This window comes from Burkholderia sp. MBR-1 (assembly GCF_013822785.1).
Classification (GTDB): Bacteria; Pseudomonadota; Gammaproteobacteria; order Burkholderiales; family Burkholderiaceae; genus Burkholderia; species Burkholderia vietnamiensis.
In genome coordinates this window covers 387299-406623 of sequence record NZ_CP053611.1, presented here as the reverse complement: position 1 = coordinate 406623, position 19325 = coordinate 387299, and the positions used below count along the sequence as shown (strand labels likewise).

The window sequence follows — 19325 nt, the reverse complement described above, 5'->3', positions numbered from 1 at the left end:
GACCCAGCCATGGTGAGTCGTTACGTGCGGGTACACGGCATCGTGACCACGGAACTGTTGGTCGCGCTGCTGTGGGGCACGGCGATGCTGGGCTCGCTCCTGTGGGGATTGAGCACCCTGCGAAAGCGCCATTCGCAGGACAGCTACCGCCGCGCGATTGTGGCGCTGGCGCTGCGGTTCCAACAGACGCGGCGATTGGGTAGTGGCACACCTCCTGTCGGCCGCTCGCGTGCAGCATGGCGATCCTGGCAGACGGCAAGGCGCAAACGAAGCTGACGATTGATGCGTTTTAGGACAGGGGCTGCCTCGAACGAACGTGAGCTTGGGGCTGCTGGGCGCTCGGCATGCGGGGATGCGCGTGACGACACGGTCGTTAGAGCCGTTCGCGTCGCTGTAGAACCGCCATTCACTGTCGCGTCCAGTTTCTGGCATCAGGATGAACGTGCCGACGAGATAGGGAACCTTATCACTACGGTCCGCTTGTCCTCTCAACCTGAGGTTTCGCGCAACGCGTAACATTAATCGCCGCGCTGTCTCGGCAGCATAGGGGAGTTGACACGGTTCTTCGCGGCGCTTGGTCTATGAGCAGCAACGGGCGCGTCTCCCGCTGCATGCTCTCGCCGCGCCGATGGTCGACGTTCAAGATGAAGGTCGCACCGAAAGGCACCAACGATGGGGTGCGCGTGCTCGAGCGGGGGGAGCGCGAGGTGCGGGGCGGCCTTCCGGCTCAGGCCAGCCGCCGCCCGCACACCGCGCACGGCAGGCCGGCGGACGTGTCGCAGGCGGCGGGCGCCGCGCCGCTCATCACGCGCTTGCGCGCGTCGGTGAAGGCCCACCACGGCTCTGGCGGATCACCCGCCATGAACCGGGTCACGGAAATGAACACATCGATCACACACGGGTCGTGGTGCGTCGCAGTGCGCATGCACAGCTCGTCGTAAAGGCAAAACGGACACCGGCCGACGAGATCGGCGGGGCGGCCGATGCCGATTTGCACGAGGTCGGCGGCGGCGGCCGGGCCGATGTTGGGCAAGTCGGTCAGCTTGACGACGCGGGTTCGGTCTACCTTGGCGGGATTCATCGTGGAGTCGGTCGGGAATGGAGCCGCCGCCCGTTTCACCAGCAGGGCGTGCCGCTGCCAGTATACGTTTTGGCGACCGGGAAGTTGCGCGTGTCGATGGTCGACGTGATCTGGCTCAGGTCGGCGCCGGCCCGCAGCAGCGCCCGCCCGAGCCGCAACTGGCGGGTCCGGATCTCGTTGATCGCGGCGCGGAAATACTGCTCGACGTCCGCGACGTCGCGTCGGTGCGTTTCCGCATCCAGCCGGTCCCCCAGCACCGCGTCGAGGCTCGACGTGAAGAACGCGAAATTGAACTCGGACATCTCCTTGTGCTTCGCATACAGCCCCGAGCGAAACTCGCGGATCAGCTCGACGACCGACGAGTTGTGCCAAAAGCGCCGCTGGGTGCGCGAAAGGAAGGTTGACAGCACCACGTTGAAGGTCTCGAATTCGAACACGGCCGACTGATCGGTGATGACGCCGCGCTCGTGATAGTCGTCGTTGTTGTAGAGCGACGCGAAGTGATGCGCCAGCTTCGCCACCGCTTCATCCTGGTAGCGATAACCGTAGTGGTCGAGCGATTGCCAGTAATTCGCGTTCAACAGGCCGTCGTGCTCCATCTTGCCGATTAGCGGCGTACCCGGATAGATTTCCAGCCGCTCGGTGAGCCGGCGCAGATTGTGGCCGTTGTTGCGGCGCAGGAATTCAGCATTCCGACGCAATGTGTCGACGGTCGAGTACGGGTGGAACTGGATGAATCCCATCGCGAGATAGATGCCGTTATCGCGCAGCAGCCGGATGATCCGCTCGTTGTCTTCGACGGTCGCGCGTTTCTGCCACAGAGCGAGCTCCTCGGTGGTGCCCGACTCGATCCCCACGTTGACCTTCTCGAGGCCGGACTCGAACAGCAGCTGCAGCAGCTCGGCATCGTCGTCGGTCCAGTTTTCCGCGCGCATGCAGACGTTGTAGTAGATGTCGAGCTTGCGGTCGAGGATCCCGTTCGCGATTTCCCGGATGCGCCCCTTGCCGATGCGCCGTCCGTCCGGATCCTCGAAGGTGGAATCGATGAAGTCGTACGTGCGGAACTGGTACGTGTCGACGAGATGGGTGAGCTCGTCCAATACCGACGTGGCCGAGCGGCCGCGCCAGCCCTTGCCCGGCTGGATCTTGTTGCCCGCGTGCGGCGCGCTGCAGAACGTGCAGCGCGCGACGCAGCCGCGGCTCGTGCTGATGCGGATGTACTCCAACTTACCGCCGTGCAGCTCGAGCTGGTCGCGCGACGGGAAGGGCAGGTCGTCGAGGTTGTGCATCATCCTCCGCAACGGGGTCTGTACCGGTTCGCCATCTGCGTTGCGAAAGCAGATGCCCGGGCAGGTATCGAGCGGCAGGTTGAGGTACAGCCGCTGCACCAGCTCGAAGATGGTCGGCTCGCCTTCGCCGACCGCGACGATGTCCGTGTGCGGGCAGTTGCGCAGCACGTCGACCCCGGCATAGGTGCCGGCCGGCCCGCCGCACACGATGCGCGTGCCGGGCAGGCGCGCGCGGACTTGCTCGGAGAAGCCGCCGAACGTCACGATGTTCAGGCTCATCAGCGTAAAGCACGTCATGTCCGGCGCGAACGCGGCAAGCGTGTCGAGCGCGGCGTCCTTGTCGTCCCGTACTTCCATGATCACGCAGGTGAAGCCGGCGCGGCGCAGCACCGCCGCCATGTAGGCGACGCCGAGATGCTCCGGCGACATCACGAGGTCACCCTCCAGGAATATCACGAACGCGACCTTGAAGCGGCCGGGATCGGTGACGCGCGAGTCCAGCTCGAAATGATATTCACGCTCGATCGGCTCATTTCGCATATCGATTAATTGCATGGTCAGCCTCGAAAGAACTATGCTCGTGTCGTTAAAAAAGGGGGGCGGCGCGGGAAAGGCCGGGAAGGCCGGATGCGCCCGTGTCGGTCGCGCCGCCGCGTTGTTCATTGCCGTATTCACTTGCCCGAAGTCATGCATTCAAAACCATCCATTCGTCTCCATCGTTTCTCGCTGTCCGGCCATTCGCACAGCGTCGCCTTGTTCGCATCGCTGCTGAAGCTTCCGATCGAGACGATCGAAGTCGACCTGCTGCGCGGCGAGCACCGCACGCCGGCCTTTCTCGCGCTCAATCCGCTCGGTCAGGTGCCGGTGCTCGAGGACGGTCCGCTCGTCCTGTCGGACTCCCATGCAATCCTCGTCTACCTCGCCGAGCGCTACGGCGCGCGTCACTGGCGCGGCACGGACGCCCCGCCCGGCGCCGTGCAGCGCTTCCTATCGCTCGCGGCGGGGGAGCTCGCGTTCGGTCCCGCCGTGCTGCGTCGTCACGCGCTGTTCGGCGGGCAGCACGATCTGGTGCGCGCGCGTGCGCTGTCCGAGCGGCTGTGCGCGTTTTTCGAACAACATCTCGCGGGCCGCGATTTCCTGCTCGGCCCGCAGCCGTCGATCGCCGACGTGGCCTGCCATACGTACCTCGCGCACGCGCCGGTGGGCGGGTTCGCGCTGGACCCGTATCCGCGCTTGTGCGCGTGGATCGCGCGCATCGAAGCGCTCGACGGTTTTATCCCGCTGGCCGACGGCATGGCGCACGCCGCGCACGCATGACCGCCATGACGCCACGGCCCATCCGGATTGCATCGCTCGTTTCTCCACTCGATCCCGCATGAACTCGACCGCCCGACTCGTTTCTGACGCCCGCCTCGTGCTGCTGTCGCCCCATCTCGACGACGCCGTGTGGTCGCTCGGCGGCGCGGTGCCCGCGTGGCGCCGCGGCCGCGAGGTCACGATCGTCACGCTGTGCGACGGCGACGCCGAGCCTGCCGTCGGCGCGCGCCTGACCGAGCCCGCGCATCGCTGGCGCGTGTTCGGCGGTGTCGCCGCGCGGCGCGACGAAGACGTGCGCGCCGCGGCCATGCTCGGGTGCGCGCGCATCGGCCTCGGCCACCGGGACGCCGCACTGCGCGCATCGCCGGCGGGTGAATTCGAATGCCCGGCGCCGGACGCGCTGTTCGCGGCGCCCGGCGGCGCCGGCGCGCCCGCCGTGCCGGACGCGCTCGAAGCGCGCCTGCGCGCATGGCTGCGCCCGGATGACCAGGTCATCGCGCCGCTCGGCTTCGGCGGCCACGTCGACCATTGCATCGCCCACCTGCTCGCGCGGCGCCTGCCGCACACCGTCGCGTACTACGCCGAGTTTCCGTATTACGCGCCCGCGCATGCCGCCACGCTCGCCGAGCAGGTTCGCGCGCTCGGGCTGGCGGCGATGCCCGTCGCGCTCGAATGCGACTGGCCGGCGTGGGTCGACGCGAGCCTCTGCTATCGCAGCCAGGTGATCCGGCTGTTCGGCGGCCGCGCGCGTTTCATCGATGCGCTGTCGGCCTACGCCGGCGATACGCCGCGCTGCCTGATCTGGTCGACGCGCTGACGGTAGCGCTCGACCGAGCCGGCCGGCGCCAGCAGCGCATCGAGCGCGTCCGCCTCCGGGCAGGCCGCGCGCTGCTGGAACCGCCGCAGGTTGTCGTGGTGCTCGTCCCAGCGCGCGGCGTTGTAATGCGACATGTGGTAGCCGCGCGCCTGCGGCGCGAGCCGCACCGGCACCCCGGACGCCCACAGGCGGAACGCGAAATCGATGTCCTCCATCCCCCAGCGGGTGCCATAGGCCTCGTCGAAGCCGCCGCTCGCAAGCCAGGTCGCGCGCGGCACGGACAGGTTTGCGCCGGCGCACGCGAGCCATGGCCAGCGGGCCACCTCGGCGTGCTCGGCCGCCTGTTCGAGCGGATTGGCGACGGCGCGCGCGGTGCCCGGCGACCAGCATCCGGCGCGCAACGCCGCCGCGTCGATCGGGGGGCAGGACGGGCCGCCGAGCGCCGGATCGTCGACGCGCAACAGCCCGATCAGCTCCCTGAGCATGCCGTGCACGAGGCCGGGCCGCTCCGCCTGGGCGGACCGGTGGCAGGCCAGGAAGTCGGCCTGCACGAGGATGTCGTCGTCGACGAACACCAGCCATTCGCCGCGCGCGACGGTCGCGCCCGCGTTGCGAGCCGCCGCGCGGCCGACGCCGGGCGTCTCGACGACGCGTGCCGGCGGCGCGGCGGCGATCACCTGCCGGACCGCCGGCGTCGCGTTGTCCGCTACGATGACGAGCTCGACGTCGCCGCACCCGGACTGGCCGGCGAGGCCGGCCAGCGTCAGCGCCAGCCGGGGGGCCTTGCTGTGCGCCGGAACGATGACGCTCAGGCTCATGCCGCCACCTCGCCGGCCCGCGTCGGTTCGGTGGCCGGGCCGCCCGCGCCGGCCCGCGCGGCCGCCGGGTAAAGCGCGGCCATCGCCGAGCCGAGCGAGCGCAGCTTCCGATAGTCGGCGGAAAGCGCCGCGCGCTCGCCCGCCGCCGCGCGGCCAGCGAGCGCCAGCGCGTCGTGCACGAAGGCCCGATACGGCGCGATGCGCTCCTCGGAAGGGCAGGCAAGCGCGTACATGGCGCCGTCCCGCGTCAGCGTCAGCGTAGGCTCGCGCACGCCATCGGTGCTGAACCCGAACGTGCAGCGCAATGCCAGTTCGCCGTTCTGCCCGTACGCGTGGATCACGGTTTCATCGTGTTCGCGATGCGACGCCCACGCTGTCGATACACGCACGATCGCGCCCGTGTCGGCGAGCAGGCAGCCGAACAATTGCGTGTCGACGCTGAGCTCGGCGTCCGGCGCCGTGGCGGCGTCGCCGCGCCACGCGGTCAACTGGGTCGCGGGGTTGCCGGCCGTCATGACCGGGTGGCTGAAGCCGGCCTGCACGAGCGGATAGTCGAGCAGGCCGAGGCCGACTTCGAGCAGATGCCAGCCGAGGTCGCCGCCGGATCCGGCGAGCGCGCTGCCGGCACGCGTGAACCACGAGCCGGGGCGCGGAATGCCGGCGCGGCGACGCCAGCCGACGTCGATGCAATGCGGAGCTCCGAGCGCGCCGTGCCGGGCGTGCTCGTACAGGCTGCGCACGTCGCCGCGTCGCGACGAGGCCGACGTGACCCACAGCCCGCGCTGCCGCCGTTCGCTGAGGCCGATCAGGAACTCGGCCTCGGCGAGGCTGAAGCAGGCCGGCTTGTCGACGATGACGTGCAAGCCCCGCTCCAGCGCGAACGCGGCGTGCTCGACGTGATGGGCGTTCGGCGAGCAGACCAGCGCGAGATCGCAGCCGTCCAGCGCCGCGTCGTCCAGCGCGTGATGAGCGCGGATGCCCGGGAAGCGCGCCGCCACCGCATCGCGCGCGTCAGCCGACGGATCGACGACGCTCGCGAGTGCGGCGCCGACCTCCTCGAGCAGTGGGAGCCAGACGGTGCGGGCGACCCAGCCGCCGCCGATCGTCGCTGTGCGCATCGCGGTCACGACGCGTTGACGCCGTCGAGCACCTTGCGGAGCGCCTCGGCGATGGCCAGGGTGTCCTCCCGCGAACCCAGCAGCGCGCGATGGTGGATCCAGATGCCGTTCGCCGCGATGTGCTCGGTCGCCGGGCAGGCCTGGACCAGCGCGTCGTGCGTCGTCGCGGGCGCCGGCGCGATCCAGAAGCTCGGGATGCGATACAGCGCCTGATACGCGCGGAACGCCGGGATCCCCTCGGCGATGAGGCAGTCGACCACGCGGTTGCGATCGAACGGGCGGCCGTGCCGATCGCGCTCGAGGGTCAGGATGGTCATGTAGTGCGGATGAACGGTCGCATGCTCTCCGTGCTGCTGCTGGCGGATTTCCGGGATGCGGGCGAGCGCGTCGCGCAGGATCGCGGCATTCGCCTCGCGGGTCTGCGTCTGCGCATCGAGGCGCGCGAGCTGCGTGCGCAGCACGGCGGCCGAGAACTCGCTCATGCGCGCGTTGGTGCCGACCACGGTGTGCTGGTAGGCGCGGTCGGCCTGCGGCCGGCCGCAATTGCTGTACAGGAAGATCCGCTCGCGAAGCGCGGCATCCGGACAGGTGATGATGCCGCCTTCGCCGGCCGTCATCAGCTTGAAGTTCTGGAAGCTGAAGCAGGCGGTCGTGCCCCATTCGCCGATCCGCAGGCCGCGGGGGCCTCGCGCGCCGTGCGCGTGCGCGGCGTCCTGGATGACGGCCAGCCCGTGCTTGCCGGCGATCGCGAGCACCGCGTCCATGTCGCTGAAATGACCGGACATGTGGACCGGAATGATCGCGCGTGTGCGCGGCGTGATCGCGGCCTCGATCGCCTTCGGGTCGATGCAGTAGGTCGTCGGCAGGACGTCGACCGGCACCGGCACCGCCCCGATCTTCTGGCAGGCCATCGACGTTGAGATGAACGTGAAAGCCGGCACGATCACTTCGTCGCCCGGTTCGATGCCGAGCGCGAGCAGCGTGAGCTCGATCGCGACCGTGCCGTTCGTGACGGTCACCGCGTGTTCGCAGCCGTGATGCGCGGCGAATTCCTCTTCGAAGCGCAGGTTTTCCTGGCCCGTCGCGCGCCACCACTGGCCCTGGCGCAGGCTGCGCAGCAGCGCGGTTTCTTCATGTTCGTCGTAGTGCGGCCAGGCTGGAAATGCGCCGGTCTTGACCGGGCTGCCGCCGTCGATTGCAAGTTTCATGTGAATGAGTTCCGGAAGATTGCGGGAGATCGGGGCGGCCGCGATGCGCCGCCCCCTGTTGGTCATTGCAGCAAGGTGCCCATTTCGCATTGGGACGCGGGCGCGCGACCGAGCAGGTGCGCGATCGTCGGGGCGATCTGCTGCAACTGCGCGTCGCCGCCCGGGTCGGCCAGCGCGTGCGCGCTGTCGACCAGCACGAAGCCCTGGTCCCGGTGCCAGCCCGACTGGGCGGTCCGGCGCACGTGGCGCGCCCAGCGCGGATCGCCGAGCGGCGGGCGCTTCGCGTTCGCCGGCTTGACGATCAGCGTGGGCGCGAGATGCCGGTGGTCGCCGACGTAGAGCTCGTCGCGGTGATGCACGCTCGCGAGCACCGGCGTGCCGTCGTCGAAGCGCAGCGCCTGCAGGAACGCGCGAACCTCGTCGACTTCGCCGTCGCGCACGCCGTGGCCGCCCAGCAGGTCGCCGCGCAGCGCGATGCCGTGCGAGCCCTGCACCGTCTCCATCGCGAGGCTGCGCGCGCAGTCGACCTGGCCGTCGCCCGCGAGCACCTGCAGGCCGCCGGCCTGCAGCGCAGCGTCGATCGAATGGAAGCCGTCGAGATCGCCAAAGCCGATCTCGGAGAACACCAGCGTCGCGTCGGGCTCGAGCGACTGCAGGCGCCGGCAGGCCGCGTCGACGAAGTCGTACGCTTGCAGCACCACCGGCCGGCGGGCGGGATCGTCCTCGCGCATCTCGTACCACAGGAAATGCGATACGCGATCGATCAGCGTGAGGTTGACGATCATCACGTCGGTGTCCGCCGCGAGCTCGAACGCGGTGTCGAGCTGCGCGGACGCGACGCGCCAGGCATCCTGCGCGAACGCGTCGAACGGCTGGCCCGTGTAGAACAGCGTCACGTCGTGCGCGTAGCGGATGCCGCGCCGGTGCAGGTCGGAGAGCAGGCTACGCGGATAGCTGGTGTTCAGCGAATACGACATCGGGTACGTCACCAGCCGGCCGTTCAGCGGCTTGGGCGGATGGGTCAGCTGGACGTTCACGACGCTGAAGCGCAGGTCGCCCAGCTCGGGCCATTCCCACACGCGCGCGGCCTTCACGTCGCCCGTCTCGAGCACGCGCGGCAGCTCCCCGTCGCCACGGGTGCTCCAGTACGAGAAGCAGCCGTGGCGCCCGGGATTGACGCCGGAGAACGCGGTGGCCAGGTTGCTCGGCTCGTACGGAACCGGCCCGCAATCCAGGCGGCGGTAGCGCGACGCGCGCAGGCGTTCGGCGAACCACGGCAGGTGGCCGCGCTGCACCTGCTGCTCGAGGACGGCCGGGTCCATGCCTTCGGCGATGATGACGAGTGCTTTCATGGGACAGGAGGTCAGGGGCGCGCGGCCGGTTCGGCGGCCGGCCGGCCAGCGCCGCGCATCAGCCCGGTGGCGGCCAGCAGGTAGCCTTCGCTGCCGAGGCCGGCGATCACGCCGGCCGCGAGCGGCGCGAGGATGGACGTATGGCGAAAGCTCTCGCGGCTCCAGATGTTCGACAGGTGGACTTCGATCCACGGCGCCGGAAAATCCTCGAGCGCGTCGCGCAACGCCCAGCCGTTCATCATCAGCGCGCCGGGGTTCAGGATCAGCGCGTCGACGTCGCGGCGCGCCTCGAGGCAGTCGATGATTTCGCCTTCGTGATTGCTCTGGAAAGCGATGACCGACCACCCGTCGGCCTCGGCCAGCGCCTCGAGGCGCCGCGTGATGTCGTGCAGGGTGGCCGTGCCGTAGATGTCCGGCTTGCGGCTGCCGAGCCGGCCGAGATTCGGGCCGTTGATCATCAGGAGAGTGCGCATGACAGGGGCATCCTCAGCAGTGACAGGAGATCGGCCGGCGCAGCGAGCCGAACGTCGACGGGCATCGCCAGCACGTGCGCTGGCGGATGGTCCCACAGGGCCAGCGCGGTCTTCATGCCGGCGCGCGCGCCGCATTCGAGGTCGGCGGCCGCGTCGCCGACGAACAGCGTGTCGGCCGGCGTGAGCGCCAGCGCGTCGGCGATGCACAGCGCCATGTCGGGCGCCGGCTTCTGGTTCGGCACGTCGTCGCTGCCGAGCACCATCGCGAAATGGTGGTCGATCCGCAGGTGCTCGAGCAGCGCGACGGTACGCGCGTGATCCTTGCCGGTCGCGATCGCCATCGGCACGCGGCGCAGCGACAGGGCTTCCAGCATCGCGATGACGCCGTCGAACACGCGCACCCGATGCATGTTGCGGATGCTCTCGCGCTTGAACGCCGCGTGCATCTCGAGCGGCAGACCCATCTGGCGCATGATGTTCGGGAAGCTCTGGCCGAGATAGCGGCAGTATTCGCTGAACGGCGGCGGCATGCCGTCGCCGACCACCTCGTCATACGCGGCGAAATACGCGCTGCGCATCACGTCCTTGCTGTCGATCAGCGTGCCGTCCAGATCGAAGATGACCGCGGACAACGTGTCAGGCATGCGATGCCTCCCGCGGCGAAGCCGCATGGTTCAAGGTCGGGTCGACGGCCGTCAGCATGCGCGCCATGTCGAGCCGGCGCGGCGCGAGGAACGCGCGGATGCGGTCGATCTCCTGCGTGGGGGCGGCCAGCATCGATTCGTAGTGCAGCGTGTGCAGCCGCATGTTCGGCCGCGCGTCGGTCCACGCGAGCGTTTCGTCGACGTGGCGGCGGTACACGTCCTTGAGCTTGTCCGCCGCCGCGTCGTCCCACGAGGCGTCGGAGAGATGCAGTGCCATGTCGCGCTGCGAGCGCACGATTTCGTCGAGGTCCCGGTGCAGGAACAGGATCGAATAGCAGCGCGTGGCCGGCAGGTGCCGCACGAAGCGCGACACCGCCTTGACGGCCTTGCCGGCCGCGCTGTCGATCCAGTTCACGTAGCCGTGCCGCTCCTTGATCGGCTCCCATTCGAAATAGCCGTGCGGATTGCGCGAGTTGCCTTCGCGGATGTGATCGGTCAACGGCTCGATGCCGCCGAACGCGAGCACGCGCATCAGCATCGACGTGCCGGAGCGCGGCAGGCCCGAGACGACGGTGACCGCATCGTCGCCCCACGCATCGTTCGCGAGGACTTCCATGCACGGGAGGGATTTCAGCATGCCGTTCTTCCCGGGCGGGCGCGGTGCGTGCGTCGCTTCATGCGGTGGCCGCCGGCAGCCGGTTGCGGATGTACTGCTCGAGCGTGTCGACCGAGCTGACCAGTTCGATCGACAGGTCTTCGTCGTCGATCTGGATGCCGAATTCGCCTTCGACGCGAATCAGCACTTCGAGCGCGTCGACCGAGTTCAGGCCGAGCGTTTCGATCAGGTTCTTGTCCCGCAGCGCGTCCAGCGTCACGTCGCGTTGCGTGACCGCCGAGAACACGTTGATCAGGCGTTCGGAAATTTGCATGGCTCAGGTCCTTGAGTAAAAGTTCACACGATGGGAAACCGTGGCGTCGTCCTTCATGACGTCCTGCTTCCGGAAGCCCAGGTTCAGCATCAGCAGGTCGATGCTCGATTCGGTGGGATGGCAGGTGCCGCCGTGCGTGATCCAGTCGACGCCGATCGCGGCGCCCGCGCCGTCGCCGAGGAACAGCTCGTCGACAACGACGACGCCCGCGGGCGACAGCCGCTCCGCCAGCCGCAGCAGGTTTGACGCGACGTCGGGGTGGTGCACCGCGTTGTCGAGGATCACGACGTCGAGGTCGCCGGCGCCGGCGCACGCGTCGTCGAGCGTGCAGCACCGCACGCCCGGCGCCGGTTCCGCATTGAGCCCGCCGACGAGCACGCACCGGCCGTCGCGCATCAGGCCTTGCGCCGTGAGGCGCGCCGAATAGGCGCCCGACGTCGCGCTGACGTCGAGCACGCGATACGGCCCGGGGTACAGCGCCGCGAGGCGTCGCATCGCGAGCAGCGCGGCGCGCTGCTTGTGCGGCCCGTTCATCGCGCGCTGGTAACGCGCGATGAACGCCGGCGACGGCGCATGCGTCGCGAGCGGCCGCGCGCGACGGCCCGCCTGCAGGATCGCGTGCAGATCCTCGGCGCGGTTCCAGCTGGCGGCGGCGTCGGCTTCGAGCCGCACCAGGTCGGCCACCGCGTCCGGCAGCGGCGCGGGCGCGCCGTCGGGCGCGTCGCTCAACAATCCGCATTGCGCGGCGACCGACAGCAGCTCGCCCAGCGCGTCGGCGTGCAGACCGCTTTCGTACGCGAGCTGGTCGACGTTCGCGACGCCGTCGAGCCGTTCGAGCACGCCGGAGCCGCATAGCGCGAACAGCAGCGCGGAGCGCTTGTACGCGCCGGCCGCCTCGATCAGCCGTTCCGGCGCCGCCCAGCGGTAGACCGGGCTGCGCGCGGCCTTGCCGTTGGCGGTGCGGCGGATGGCGTCGACGGCTTCGAACACGTCCGGAACCTTGTTCTCGCGCAGCCGCTCTCGGCAGAACCGGCGCACTGCGCCCTCGTCCCAGGCGACCCCGGGGCGCGGCACGATCGACGCGAGAATGTGGTCGTTGCCGTCGCCGCGGCGCGACTTCACGCTGCGCACCTGGCAATCGTCGACGAGCGGGCACTCGCGCAGCACCGCTTCGATCTCGAACGGCGAGATCCACGCCTCGCCGCGGCGGATCGCGGCCGTTTCGCGGCCGACGATCTGATAGCCGTGCTCGCCTTCGCTCACCAGGTCGCCGGTCGGATGCAGGCGCCCGTCCTCGAGTTCGATCACGAGCGGGAAGCCCGACGCGTCGCCTGGCCTCGCGGCGATCCGCAGGCCCGGCATCGGTCGGCCGATGCACAGCGGCGGCAGCGGCGCGATGCCCGCGAACAGCGCGCCGGTTTCGGTGCTGCCGTAGTTGCGCGACAGCCCGAGCCCGAACGCGGCCTGGAACTGCGCGTCGAGCGGCGCGTCGACCGGCCCGGCGCCCGCCATCGCCACGCGCAGCCGCGCCGGGCGGGCACCGCTGCCGGCGCGGCGCGCCAGCAGAGACGCGATGAACGGCGTGAGCGCGCAATGCGTGGCGCGCTGTCGCAGCGCGTCGACGGTGCGGCCGAGCTGGGTCGGCGCACAGATCTCGAGCGCGCAGCCCGCATCGGCGGCGGCCCACAGCCAGCCCAGCACGTATGCGTGGTAGACGGGTGCGACGAGCAGCACGTGATGTTCGGGCGCGAGCCCGAGCAGGTCGATGTAGCGGCGCGCTTCCTGCCGCCAGCTCGCGACCGGACGGAACACGACGGCCGGCCGGCCGGTCGAGCCCGACGTCAGCAGGTGCAGACCACTTTCTGGCGGGTGGTCGCCGGTGCGCGCCGGCGGGGCCGCGATGCGCTCGATCGTCAGCGACTGCCCGTCCGCCAGGCGCCAGAGCGTGTCGGCGCCGATTTCGCGCGCGTAGCCGCGCGCCTCGTCGGCCGTGCTGTCGGCCGGCAGCACGAGCGGCGAAATGCCGTGCGCCAGCAGGAAGAACAGCAGCGCGGCATGCGGCAGCGTGTTGTCGACGTAGACCACCGCCCGCGTGCCGATGCCGTGCTCGGCGGCCAGCGCGTCGCGCCACGCGGCGAACGTCGCCGCGCCGGCATGGCGGGCCGCCACCTGCTCGAACGACGGGGCGTCCGGCGGCGCGGGCCGCGCGATGAATTTAGTGTCCGACATAGTGGGCCTTCTTGGCTTCGAGCAGGCGGCGCACGCCGGGCGGCGCATAGGACGGCGCGCGGCACAACTCGTCGAGCGTGATCTGGTCCTCGAAATACAGGCTGAGCGTGTCCCAGGGCGTGAAACAGCCCTTGCACGCGTCGAGGCGCGGGCGCTCGCCCAGCAGCAGTTCGTAGAAGCCGGTGCGGTTGACCTGCTCGAGCGCCGCTTCCCAGTTGTCCGTGGTCAAGTCGCCCATCTTGTGGAACCAGATGTTCGGGCAGGGCGTCACGACGCCGTCGTCGAACGTCGACACGACGAGTCGCGGCAGGTGGCAGCGCCACGAGCGCACGCCGTCGCGATAGAACGCGATCAACCGGTCGAGATACGGCTTCGGCGGCAGCACGTGCGCGAATTCCGCGAGCATCGACGGCAGCGCGTCGATGTGGTGGTACTGGTCCGGACGCACCTGGAATGGCTCGCTGTCCGGCCCGCGTACCGGGAACGGAAACAGCTGCGGCGGATTCTCGCGAAACTGCCCGCACCATTCGACCAGCGCGCGCAGATAGGGTGCGCTGCGATCGTTCAGCACGCCGTAGATTTCGAGCGGCAGGCCGGCCTCGACGATCCGGCGGACCCGGTCGAGCACCATCGAATGAATCGATTCCGACTGCACGCGGTAGCTGTTGCCGCGGTAGTCGCTGCTGTCGAGCGACACCTGCACGGTGATGTTGCCGAGCTTGACGAGCCGCTCGATCTTGTCGTCGGTCAGCGGCAGCGCGTTGGTCTGCACGATCAGCGTTTCATAGCGCGGCGCCATCTTCTCGATGAACGCCATGATTCCCTTGACGATGAAGATCTCGCCGCCGGTGAGTTTCAGCAACGGCGGGGCGAGCGCTTCGTCGACACGCTCGACGATCGTGTCGAGCCGCGTGCCGAGATCGTTGTCTTGCGCATAGCGGGTGATCGTCGGCGTCTGGAAGATCAGCTTGCGTTCGTGCGACGCCTTCAGGTTGCTCTGCCCGGTCAGACAGTATTCGCAACTGAGGTTGCACGCGTTCTCGTTGATCACCAGGTCGTTGCCGAGCAGTTGTCTGGCGACGTCGGGTTCATGCGCGAGTGGATTCATGGTCGGACCGCCTCGTCGGGTTGGGAATGGAATGGTCGGGAGTCGGCCGGCCGCCACCCGGCGGCGAGTTCGGCGTCGAGCGTGAGCAGCGCGTTGAGCGCCGCGCGATACCGGGCGTCGACGGCCGGCCGCTCGGCGAGTACGTCCGCTTCGGTCAGCGCACCCTGTTCGGCGCGCAGCGTCAGCCGCGAAATCAGCGCGAGGTTGAATTCGGCGAGCGCGTCGCGCAGCGCGCGCACGCCGGCTTCAGCCGCCGCGATCGCGCGCGCGCCGGCCGGCGTCGCGGCCCGGCGCTTCAACCGCGACAGGCGCAAGCTGAAGGCCGGATCGTTGCGCTCGAATTCGAATACGGGGGGCAGCGCACCGTCCATCGACGCGGCGTCCTTCCTGAACAGCAGCGGCATCGATGCGGCCAGCGCCGCGATGCGCGCATCCTGGAAGTCGTACGCGAACGGGTCGAGCGACAGCGCGTAGTCGTCGTGCAGCAGCCGCTCCGAGCGCAACGTGTCGAGCACGCTGGCACCGGGGTAGAGCTCGAGCGGCGTCGTAAAGCGGCGCAGATGCTGGCCGAGGAAGCGGTGCAGGAACGCGTTGTTGGCGCGAATCTCGTCGAACGTCGACCACGGGTGGTACGCGATGAAACCGAATTCGATGTGAATGCCGGCGCCGCGCAACAGCCCGATCGCGCGAATGTTGTCCTCGACCGTCGATTTCTTGTTCCAGCGGTCGAGGCCGCGCTGCGAGCCGGATTCGATGCCGATCAGCACTTTTTCGAGCCCCGAGCGATGGAGCAGCGCCAGCAGCGGCCGATCCGCCTCGTGCCAGCTCCGCGCCTGCGTGCAGCAGCTGTAGTGGATGCGCAGCCCGCGATCGAGTATGCCTTGCGCGATCGCGCCGATGCGGCGCTTGCCGAGCGTGCCGCCGCCCGGATCCTCGAACGTCGAATCGACGAACTCGAAGGTGTCGACCCTGTACTGGCGGTGCAGCCGCTCGATTTCGTCGAGGATCCGCCCGGTCGAGCGAGTGCGCCACAGCTTCCCGCCGTTGATCTTGTTGCCCGCATGCGGCGCGTTGCAGAACGTGCAGCTGCCGCTGCAGCCGCGCGTCGTCGCCAGCCGCATGCTGGACAGGCGGCCGTCGTTCGCCTCGTACTGGTCCCGCATCGCCTCGGGCAGCATGTCGAGCTCGACGACCGTGTGGCCGACCGGATTGTCGACACAGTCGTCGGCCGCGCGCCGCCAGCTCAGCGCCGGCACGTTCGCGAAGTCGCCGTCCTGCCAGAGGGCCTCGACGTAGCGCACGAGCGGCACGTCGCCTTCGCCGCGCACCAGCGCGTCGAGGAACGACCAGTTCGGATTGCGCAGCAGCTGCGAGCCGAGCGAGGTCGCGAGCGGGCCGCCGGCCAGGAACGCGGTGGTGGGCCCGAGGCGCGCGCGCAACGCCTGGCCGAACGCCGTCGCATGCGAAATGCTGACGGTCGTGAGCGACAGGCCGACGAGGTCCGGCCGGAATGCCCGGATCCGCTTGATCGCGGCGGCATCGCCGACGCCGCCTGCCGGCACCTCGACGATGCGGCAGTCGATGCTCAGGTGGCGCAGGATCGCGACGAGATAACTGACGCCGAGATGCTCGGAACTCACCACGAGATCGCCGTCCAGCAGCACCGGGAAGCAGACCCGCATCGGCCGCGGATGCGTGAAGTCGACGGCCGAGCGCAGCGGATCGCCGTCCTCGTCGTCGGGCGCGACGAACGGCATCAGCGGAATCACGGGCTTGATGTGAAGCGCAGACGGCATGTCAGAAATAGCCGATCTGTTGCAACTGGCTGTCCATGAACGCCGATTCGGCGTCGGTCATGCGCCGGCCGCCGGCGTGCTGCTGCGCCGCCTCGCGGGCGACATCGTCGCCGGGCTCGACCAGCCAGTGGCCGTCGAGACGATCGGGCACCGGCAGGCCGAGATGGACGAGGAGGGTCGGGTAGATGTCCTCGATGCGGGCGAACAGCGCCGCACCGCGCGGAAACGCCGGGCCGGCGACGAACACGATGCCGTCCGGCCGGTGCACGCCGCGCTGCGCGGGCTCGCTCCAGATTGCCCCGGTCAGGTTCGGCGTCGGCATCACGCTGAAGTCGCGCGGAATCAGCAGGTAGTCGGGCGCGCCCGCCAGCCGCGCGCCGCGATACACGTGCTCGCGCTTTTCCAGCCGGAACCAGGGCTGGCCGTGCGCGTCGACGACGGTTGCGAGCGCGTCGGCCAGCGCGCGCTCGGCGTCCGGCAGCGTGTCGGCGTCGAGCGTGCCGTGCGCGTCGCGGCCCTTGAGGTTCGCGTTCAGGCCGAAGCAGCCGGGCGTCGGCATGTAGAAGCGGGTCTTCGCCCACGCGACCGTGCGACGATAATGGACCGGCGAGTCGAACCACGCGCGCTGCGTCGCGTCGTCGTTGGCCAGTTGCCCGGCGGCGCTCGCCGGTGCGAATTCGGTCGCCAGCAGGCCGTGCTGCTCCAGCAGCTCGTGCACGTTGAAATCGGCATCGCAGCGGCCGAAGCCGTGATCCGACGCCACCACGAACAGCGTGTCGTCGTCCACCAGCTCGAGCAGCGTGCCCAGCGCGCGGTCGACGTCGGCGTAGATGCGTTCCACGTCGGGGCCGGGGCGTGCGTCCTCGCCCCAGTAGTAATGGCTCACGCGGTCGATCTCGGTAAAGACCACGAACAGCGCGTCGACGGGGCGGTGCTGTTGCAGGTGCAGGCAGGTGCGCGCGCGATCGTCGATGAAGCGGCGCGCACGTTCGACGTAGTCGTCCTGGCCGCGGTACATCGTCACGATGTCCGAGTGGTAGTGCAGGCCCGCGGCGGCCAGCTCGCTCATCAGCTCCGGCGGTTCCGTATAGCGCAGCGTCTTCGACAGCGGCCAGCTCACCATGTAGCCGTCGCGCAGCGGCGCGGGCGGATGCGTCATCGGCACGTTGTAGACGCCGACGCGGTAACCGTGGCGCTCCAGCGTGCGCCATACCGGTTCGCGGCCGTAGTCGGCGACGTTCATGCCGCGCGCCGAGTAATCGCCGGCTTGGGTCGACCAGAACTGGTAGATGCCGTGCTCGCCCGGTTCGACGCCGGTAAACATCGACGCCCAGCCCGGCGCGGTATGCGGCGGAAAGGTCGATTGCAGCACGCCCGATGCGGCACGCGCACGCAACGCCTTGAAATTCGGCAATCGATCCCGCGCGATCAGATCATCCAGGACCGTTGCCGACGCGCCGTCGATACCGAGTACCAGCAGTTTGAGCGCATTCGATGTCGTCATCGACTGTGGCGCGGCGCGTGCCGCGCTTCCATGGTGAGGGTTTGAGGTGTCCGGCGCCGCGTGCGGCGGCCGGAGCGTCATCGTTTCCGGGGCGGCTTGCCGGGCTGGCCGGCAAACCGGATCGAGTGGGCGAGCCACACGCTCAGGCGTGCGGTGTCGTCCAGCATCGCATCGGGCACCAGCACGTACTGGCGGCTCGGCGGGCTGGCCGGCTCGTACCGCAGCGGCCGCGCGCCGCGCTCTTGCAGCAGCGCGGCGTAGTGCACCGGATCGAGCTTGATCGCGAGGCCGACGTTGGACAGCGACGCGAACGGCTTGCCGTTCGCATACGCCATCACGCCGCCGAACATCGGCCGGAAGCTGATCGCGTTCGGATCAGGGGCGGCCAGCATCACCGGCGTCTGCAGTTGCTTGGGATCGTGGTGCATGGCAAATGTCTCGCGCCGGGCGATCAGCGCAACGGCGTCGCCAGCTCGACCAGCACACCGTTGTTGTCGAGCACGTAGCCGACCTTTTGCCCCCAGGGCTTCTCGATCGGCGTCTTGACCGGCGTGGCGCCGTTGGCGATCGCGTGCGCGTAGGCCGCCTCGATCTCGCGGCTGACCAGCACCACCTCGATGCCGGCCGGCATTTCGCCGGCCAGGTTCTTGCGGTACTGCACGGGCACGCTGGTTGCCGCGAGTTCGTCGCAGACGAACGCGAGCGTCGTGTCGCCGGTTTCCATTTCGGCATACTGATTGCTGTCATGCACGAAGCGGCGCGTCAGGCCGAAAGCCTGCTCGTAGAACGCCACCGTTTGCAACACATCGTTCGTATAGACGATTACATAACCAAGCTGCATCACTTCACCTCGGGTGTGGAACGGTTTTCAAAAGCGGCGGGCGCCGCGCCTTCCCCGGACAGGGCGGCGAAGCCGCTCTGGTACGGGGGGAATGTGTGTACGCCGCTCACGAGCGGCTGACATCCCCGGATCACGCCGCGCGCATGACCGAGCGGCTTGGTCAGGACGATCGCGAGGAACATGTGCGTCGCGGCCAGGCACTCGACGAGCCGGTCCGCCCTCGCGGCGCTGTCGGGCGCATCGCGCAGGATCGCTGTCACGGCCTGCGCAAAGGCGAGATCGGGCACGATCCACGCGTGCGATTCGCCGGACGCGTCGCGGAACGCGAGTTTCACGAGATGCCGCTGACGCGTCGTGCGCAGCAGTTCGATACGCTCCGGCGTGGCCTTGATCAGGGCGGCGCTGCGCGCGCCGGCGAACCCGGCTGCGACGCTCGCGTCGCAGTGCGACGACAGCCAGGCCTCGAGCCGGGACGTGTCCCAGTCGCCGACGGCCTGTGCCGCGGGCAGCCATGCGATGCGTTCGCGATCCTCCGGGCGCCGGTCCGCGACGCGGGACGGTGCCAGCCGGCAATGCACGGGGCGGCCGTACGCGTAGCGCGGTGCGTCGCCGGCCACGTCGGCCAGGTACACGGGTTCGGGCCTCAGCCACCGGCCTTCGGGCGTCAACCCGGCCGCGCAGCCGTAAGTCGCGTCGACCTGGGTGATTGCGAGCGGCAGCAGCGTCACGTCCTCGCATCCGGCGGGATCGGCGTCGTGCGGTGCGTCTTCCGTCGTCATCGGTTCGTGCATGACGCGCACC

Annotated in this window: 20 protein-coding genes; 3 read left to right on the top strand and 17 right to left on the bottom strand. The window is 69.3% G+C overall.

Translation table 11 applies throughout. The annotated features are described in order from the left end of the window. The first annotated feature begins 9 nt into the window (after nt 1–9). A complete protein-coding gene (locus MBR110_RS26485; RefSeq protein WP_181709749.1) occupies nt 10–276 on the top strand; it encodes a hypothetical protein in 267 nt (88 codons plus the stop codon). 451 nt (nt 277–727) lie between these two features. On the opposite strand, the gene MBR110_RS26480 is transcribed toward MBR110_RS26485, so the two are convergent. Both MBR110_RS26480 and MBR110_RS26475 read right to left on the bottom strand, forming a co-directional pair. Further along, a complete protein-coding gene (locus tag MBR110_RS26480) occupies nt 728–1081 on the bottom strand; it encodes a helix-hairpin-helix domain-containing protein (RefSeq protein WP_175037953.1) in 354 nt (117 codons plus the stop codon). Nucleotides 1082–1116: 35 nt separating this feature from the next. Then, nucleotides 1117–3033 (bottom strand): B12-binding domain-containing radical SAM protein, encoded by a 1917-nt coding sequence (locus MBR110_RS26475; protein ID WP_181709748.1) that lies wholly within the window; start codon nt 3031–3033, stop codon nt 1117–1119. Nucleotides 3034–3057: 24 nt separating this feature from the next. Here MBR110_RS26475 and MBR110_RS26470 point away from each other — a divergent pair, with 24 nt between their 5' ends. Together MBR110_RS26470 and MBR110_RS26465 are read left to right on the top strand one after the other, a co-directional pair. Then, a complete protein-coding gene (locus MBR110_RS26470; protein ID WP_181709747.1) occupies nt 3058–3687 on the top strand; it encodes a glutathione S-transferase family protein in 630 nt (209 codons plus the stop codon). 58 nt (nt 3688–3745) lie between these two features. Further along, nucleotides 3746–4504 carry a PIG-L deacetylase family protein gene (locus MBR110_RS26465; RefSeq protein WP_181709746.1) on the top strand — a complete coding sequence of 253 codons (759 nt, stop codon included), beginning with the start codon at nt 3746–3748 and terminating at the stop codon, nt 4502–4504. Here MBR110_RS26465 and MBR110_RS26460 read toward each other — a convergent pair. The 15 genes from MBR110_RS26460 to MBR110_RS26390 form a co-directional block, all read right to left on the bottom strand. After that, nucleotides 4459–5322: a glycosyltransferase family 2 protein gene (locus MBR110_RS26460; protein ID WP_181709745.1), complete on the bottom strand. Its 864-nt coding sequence runs from the start codon at nt 5320–5322 to the stop codon at nt 4459–4461. The genes MBR110_RS26465 and MBR110_RS26460 overlap by 46 nt on opposite strands. Next, the gene (locus MBR110_RS26455; RefSeq protein WP_181709744.1) at nt 5319–6440 is read right to left on the bottom strand and encodes a Gfo/Idh/MocA family protein; all 1122 of its coding nucleotides are present in this window, start codon (nt 6438–6440) and stop codon (nt 5319–5321) included. The genes MBR110_RS26460 and MBR110_RS26455 overlap by 4 nt, the downstream gene beginning before the upstream one ends. 5 nt (nt 6441–6445) lie before the next feature. Next, nucleotides 6446–7648 carry a DegT/DnrJ/EryC1/StrS family aminotransferase gene (locus MBR110_RS26450; RefSeq protein ID WP_181709743.1) on the bottom strand — a complete coding sequence of 401 codons (1203 nt, stop codon included), beginning with the start codon at nt 7646–7648 and terminating at the stop codon, nt 6446–6448. A 62-nt stretch (nt 7649–7710) separates the two neighbouring features. Beyond that, nucleotides 7711–9000 (bottom strand): alkaline phosphatase family protein, encoded by a 1290-nt coding sequence (locus tag MBR110_RS26445; protein ID WP_181709742.1) that lies wholly within the window; start codon nt 8998–9000, stop codon nt 7711–7713. A gap of 11 nt (nt 9001–9011) precedes the next feature. Then, on the bottom strand, nt 9012–9473 hold the full coding sequence (locus tag MBR110_RS26440) for a type II 3-dehydroquinate dehydratase (RefSeq protein WP_181709741.1): 462 nt from the start codon (nt 9471–9473) through the stop codon (nt 9012–9014). Beyond that, nucleotides 9458–10117, bottom strand: a complete 660-nt coding sequence (locus MBR110_RS26435; RefSeq protein ID WP_181709740.1) for an HAD-IA family hydrolase — start codon at nt 10115–10117, stop codon at nt 9458–9460. Before MBR110_RS26435 ends, MBR110_RS26440 begins: the two co-directional genes overlap by 16 nt. Further along, nucleotides 10110–10754, bottom strand: coding sequence for a sulfotransferase (locus MBR110_RS26430; RefSeq protein WP_181709739.1), 645 nt, complete (start codon nt 10752–10754; stop codon nt 10110–10112). The genes MBR110_RS26435 and MBR110_RS26430 overlap by 8 nt, the downstream gene beginning before the upstream one ends. A 37-nt stretch (nt 10755–10791) precedes the next feature. After that, entirely contained in the window at nt 10792–11046 is a 255-nt protein-coding gene (locus MBR110_RS26425) for an acyl carrier protein (RefSeq protein WP_181709738.1), read from the bottom strand. Nucleotides 11047–11049: 3 nt separating this feature from the next. Further along, nucleotides 11050–13275, bottom strand: coding sequence for a class I adenylate-forming enzyme family protein (locus tag MBR110_RS26420; protein WP_181709737.1), 2226 nt, complete (start codon nt 13273–13275; stop codon nt 11050–11052). Then, on the bottom strand, nt 13262–14383 hold the full coding sequence (locus MBR110_RS26415; RefSeq protein ID WP_181709736.1) for a radical SAM protein: 1122 nt from the start codon (nt 14381–14383) through the stop codon (nt 13262–13264). Before MBR110_RS26415 ends, MBR110_RS26420 begins: the two co-directional genes overlap by 14 nt. Further along, nucleotides 14380–16179 (bottom strand): B12-binding domain-containing radical SAM protein, encoded by a 1800-nt coding sequence (locus MBR110_RS26410; protein WP_181709735.1) that lies wholly within the window; start codon nt 16177–16179, stop codon nt 14380–14382. The genes MBR110_RS26415 and MBR110_RS26410 overlap by 4 nt, the downstream gene beginning before the upstream one ends. A gap of 1 nt (nt 16180) precedes the next feature. Then, nucleotides 16181–17683, bottom strand: a complete 1503-nt coding sequence (locus MBR110_RS26405; protein WP_181709734.1) for an alkaline phosphatase family protein — start codon at nt 17681–17683, stop codon at nt 16181–16183. A gap of 77 nt (nt 17684–17760) precedes the next feature. Further along, a complete protein-coding gene (locus MBR110_RS26400; RefSeq protein WP_181709733.1) occupies nt 17761–18111 on the bottom strand; it encodes a TfoX/Sxy family protein in 351 nt (116 codons plus the stop codon). Between the two features lie 23 nt (nt 18112–18134). Continuing rightward, nucleotides 18135–18524 carry a VOC family protein gene (locus tag MBR110_RS26395; protein WP_181709732.1) on the bottom strand — a complete coding sequence of 130 codons (390 nt, stop codon included), beginning with the start codon at nt 18522–18524 and terminating at the stop codon, nt 18135–18137. Then, a complete protein-coding gene (locus MBR110_RS26390) occupies nt 18524–19315 on the bottom strand; it encodes a hypothetical protein (protein WP_181709731.1) in 792 nt (263 codons plus the stop codon). Before MBR110_RS26390 ends, MBR110_RS26395 begins: the two co-directional genes overlap by 1 nt. Between the last annotated feature and the right edge of the window lie 10 nt (nt 19316–19325).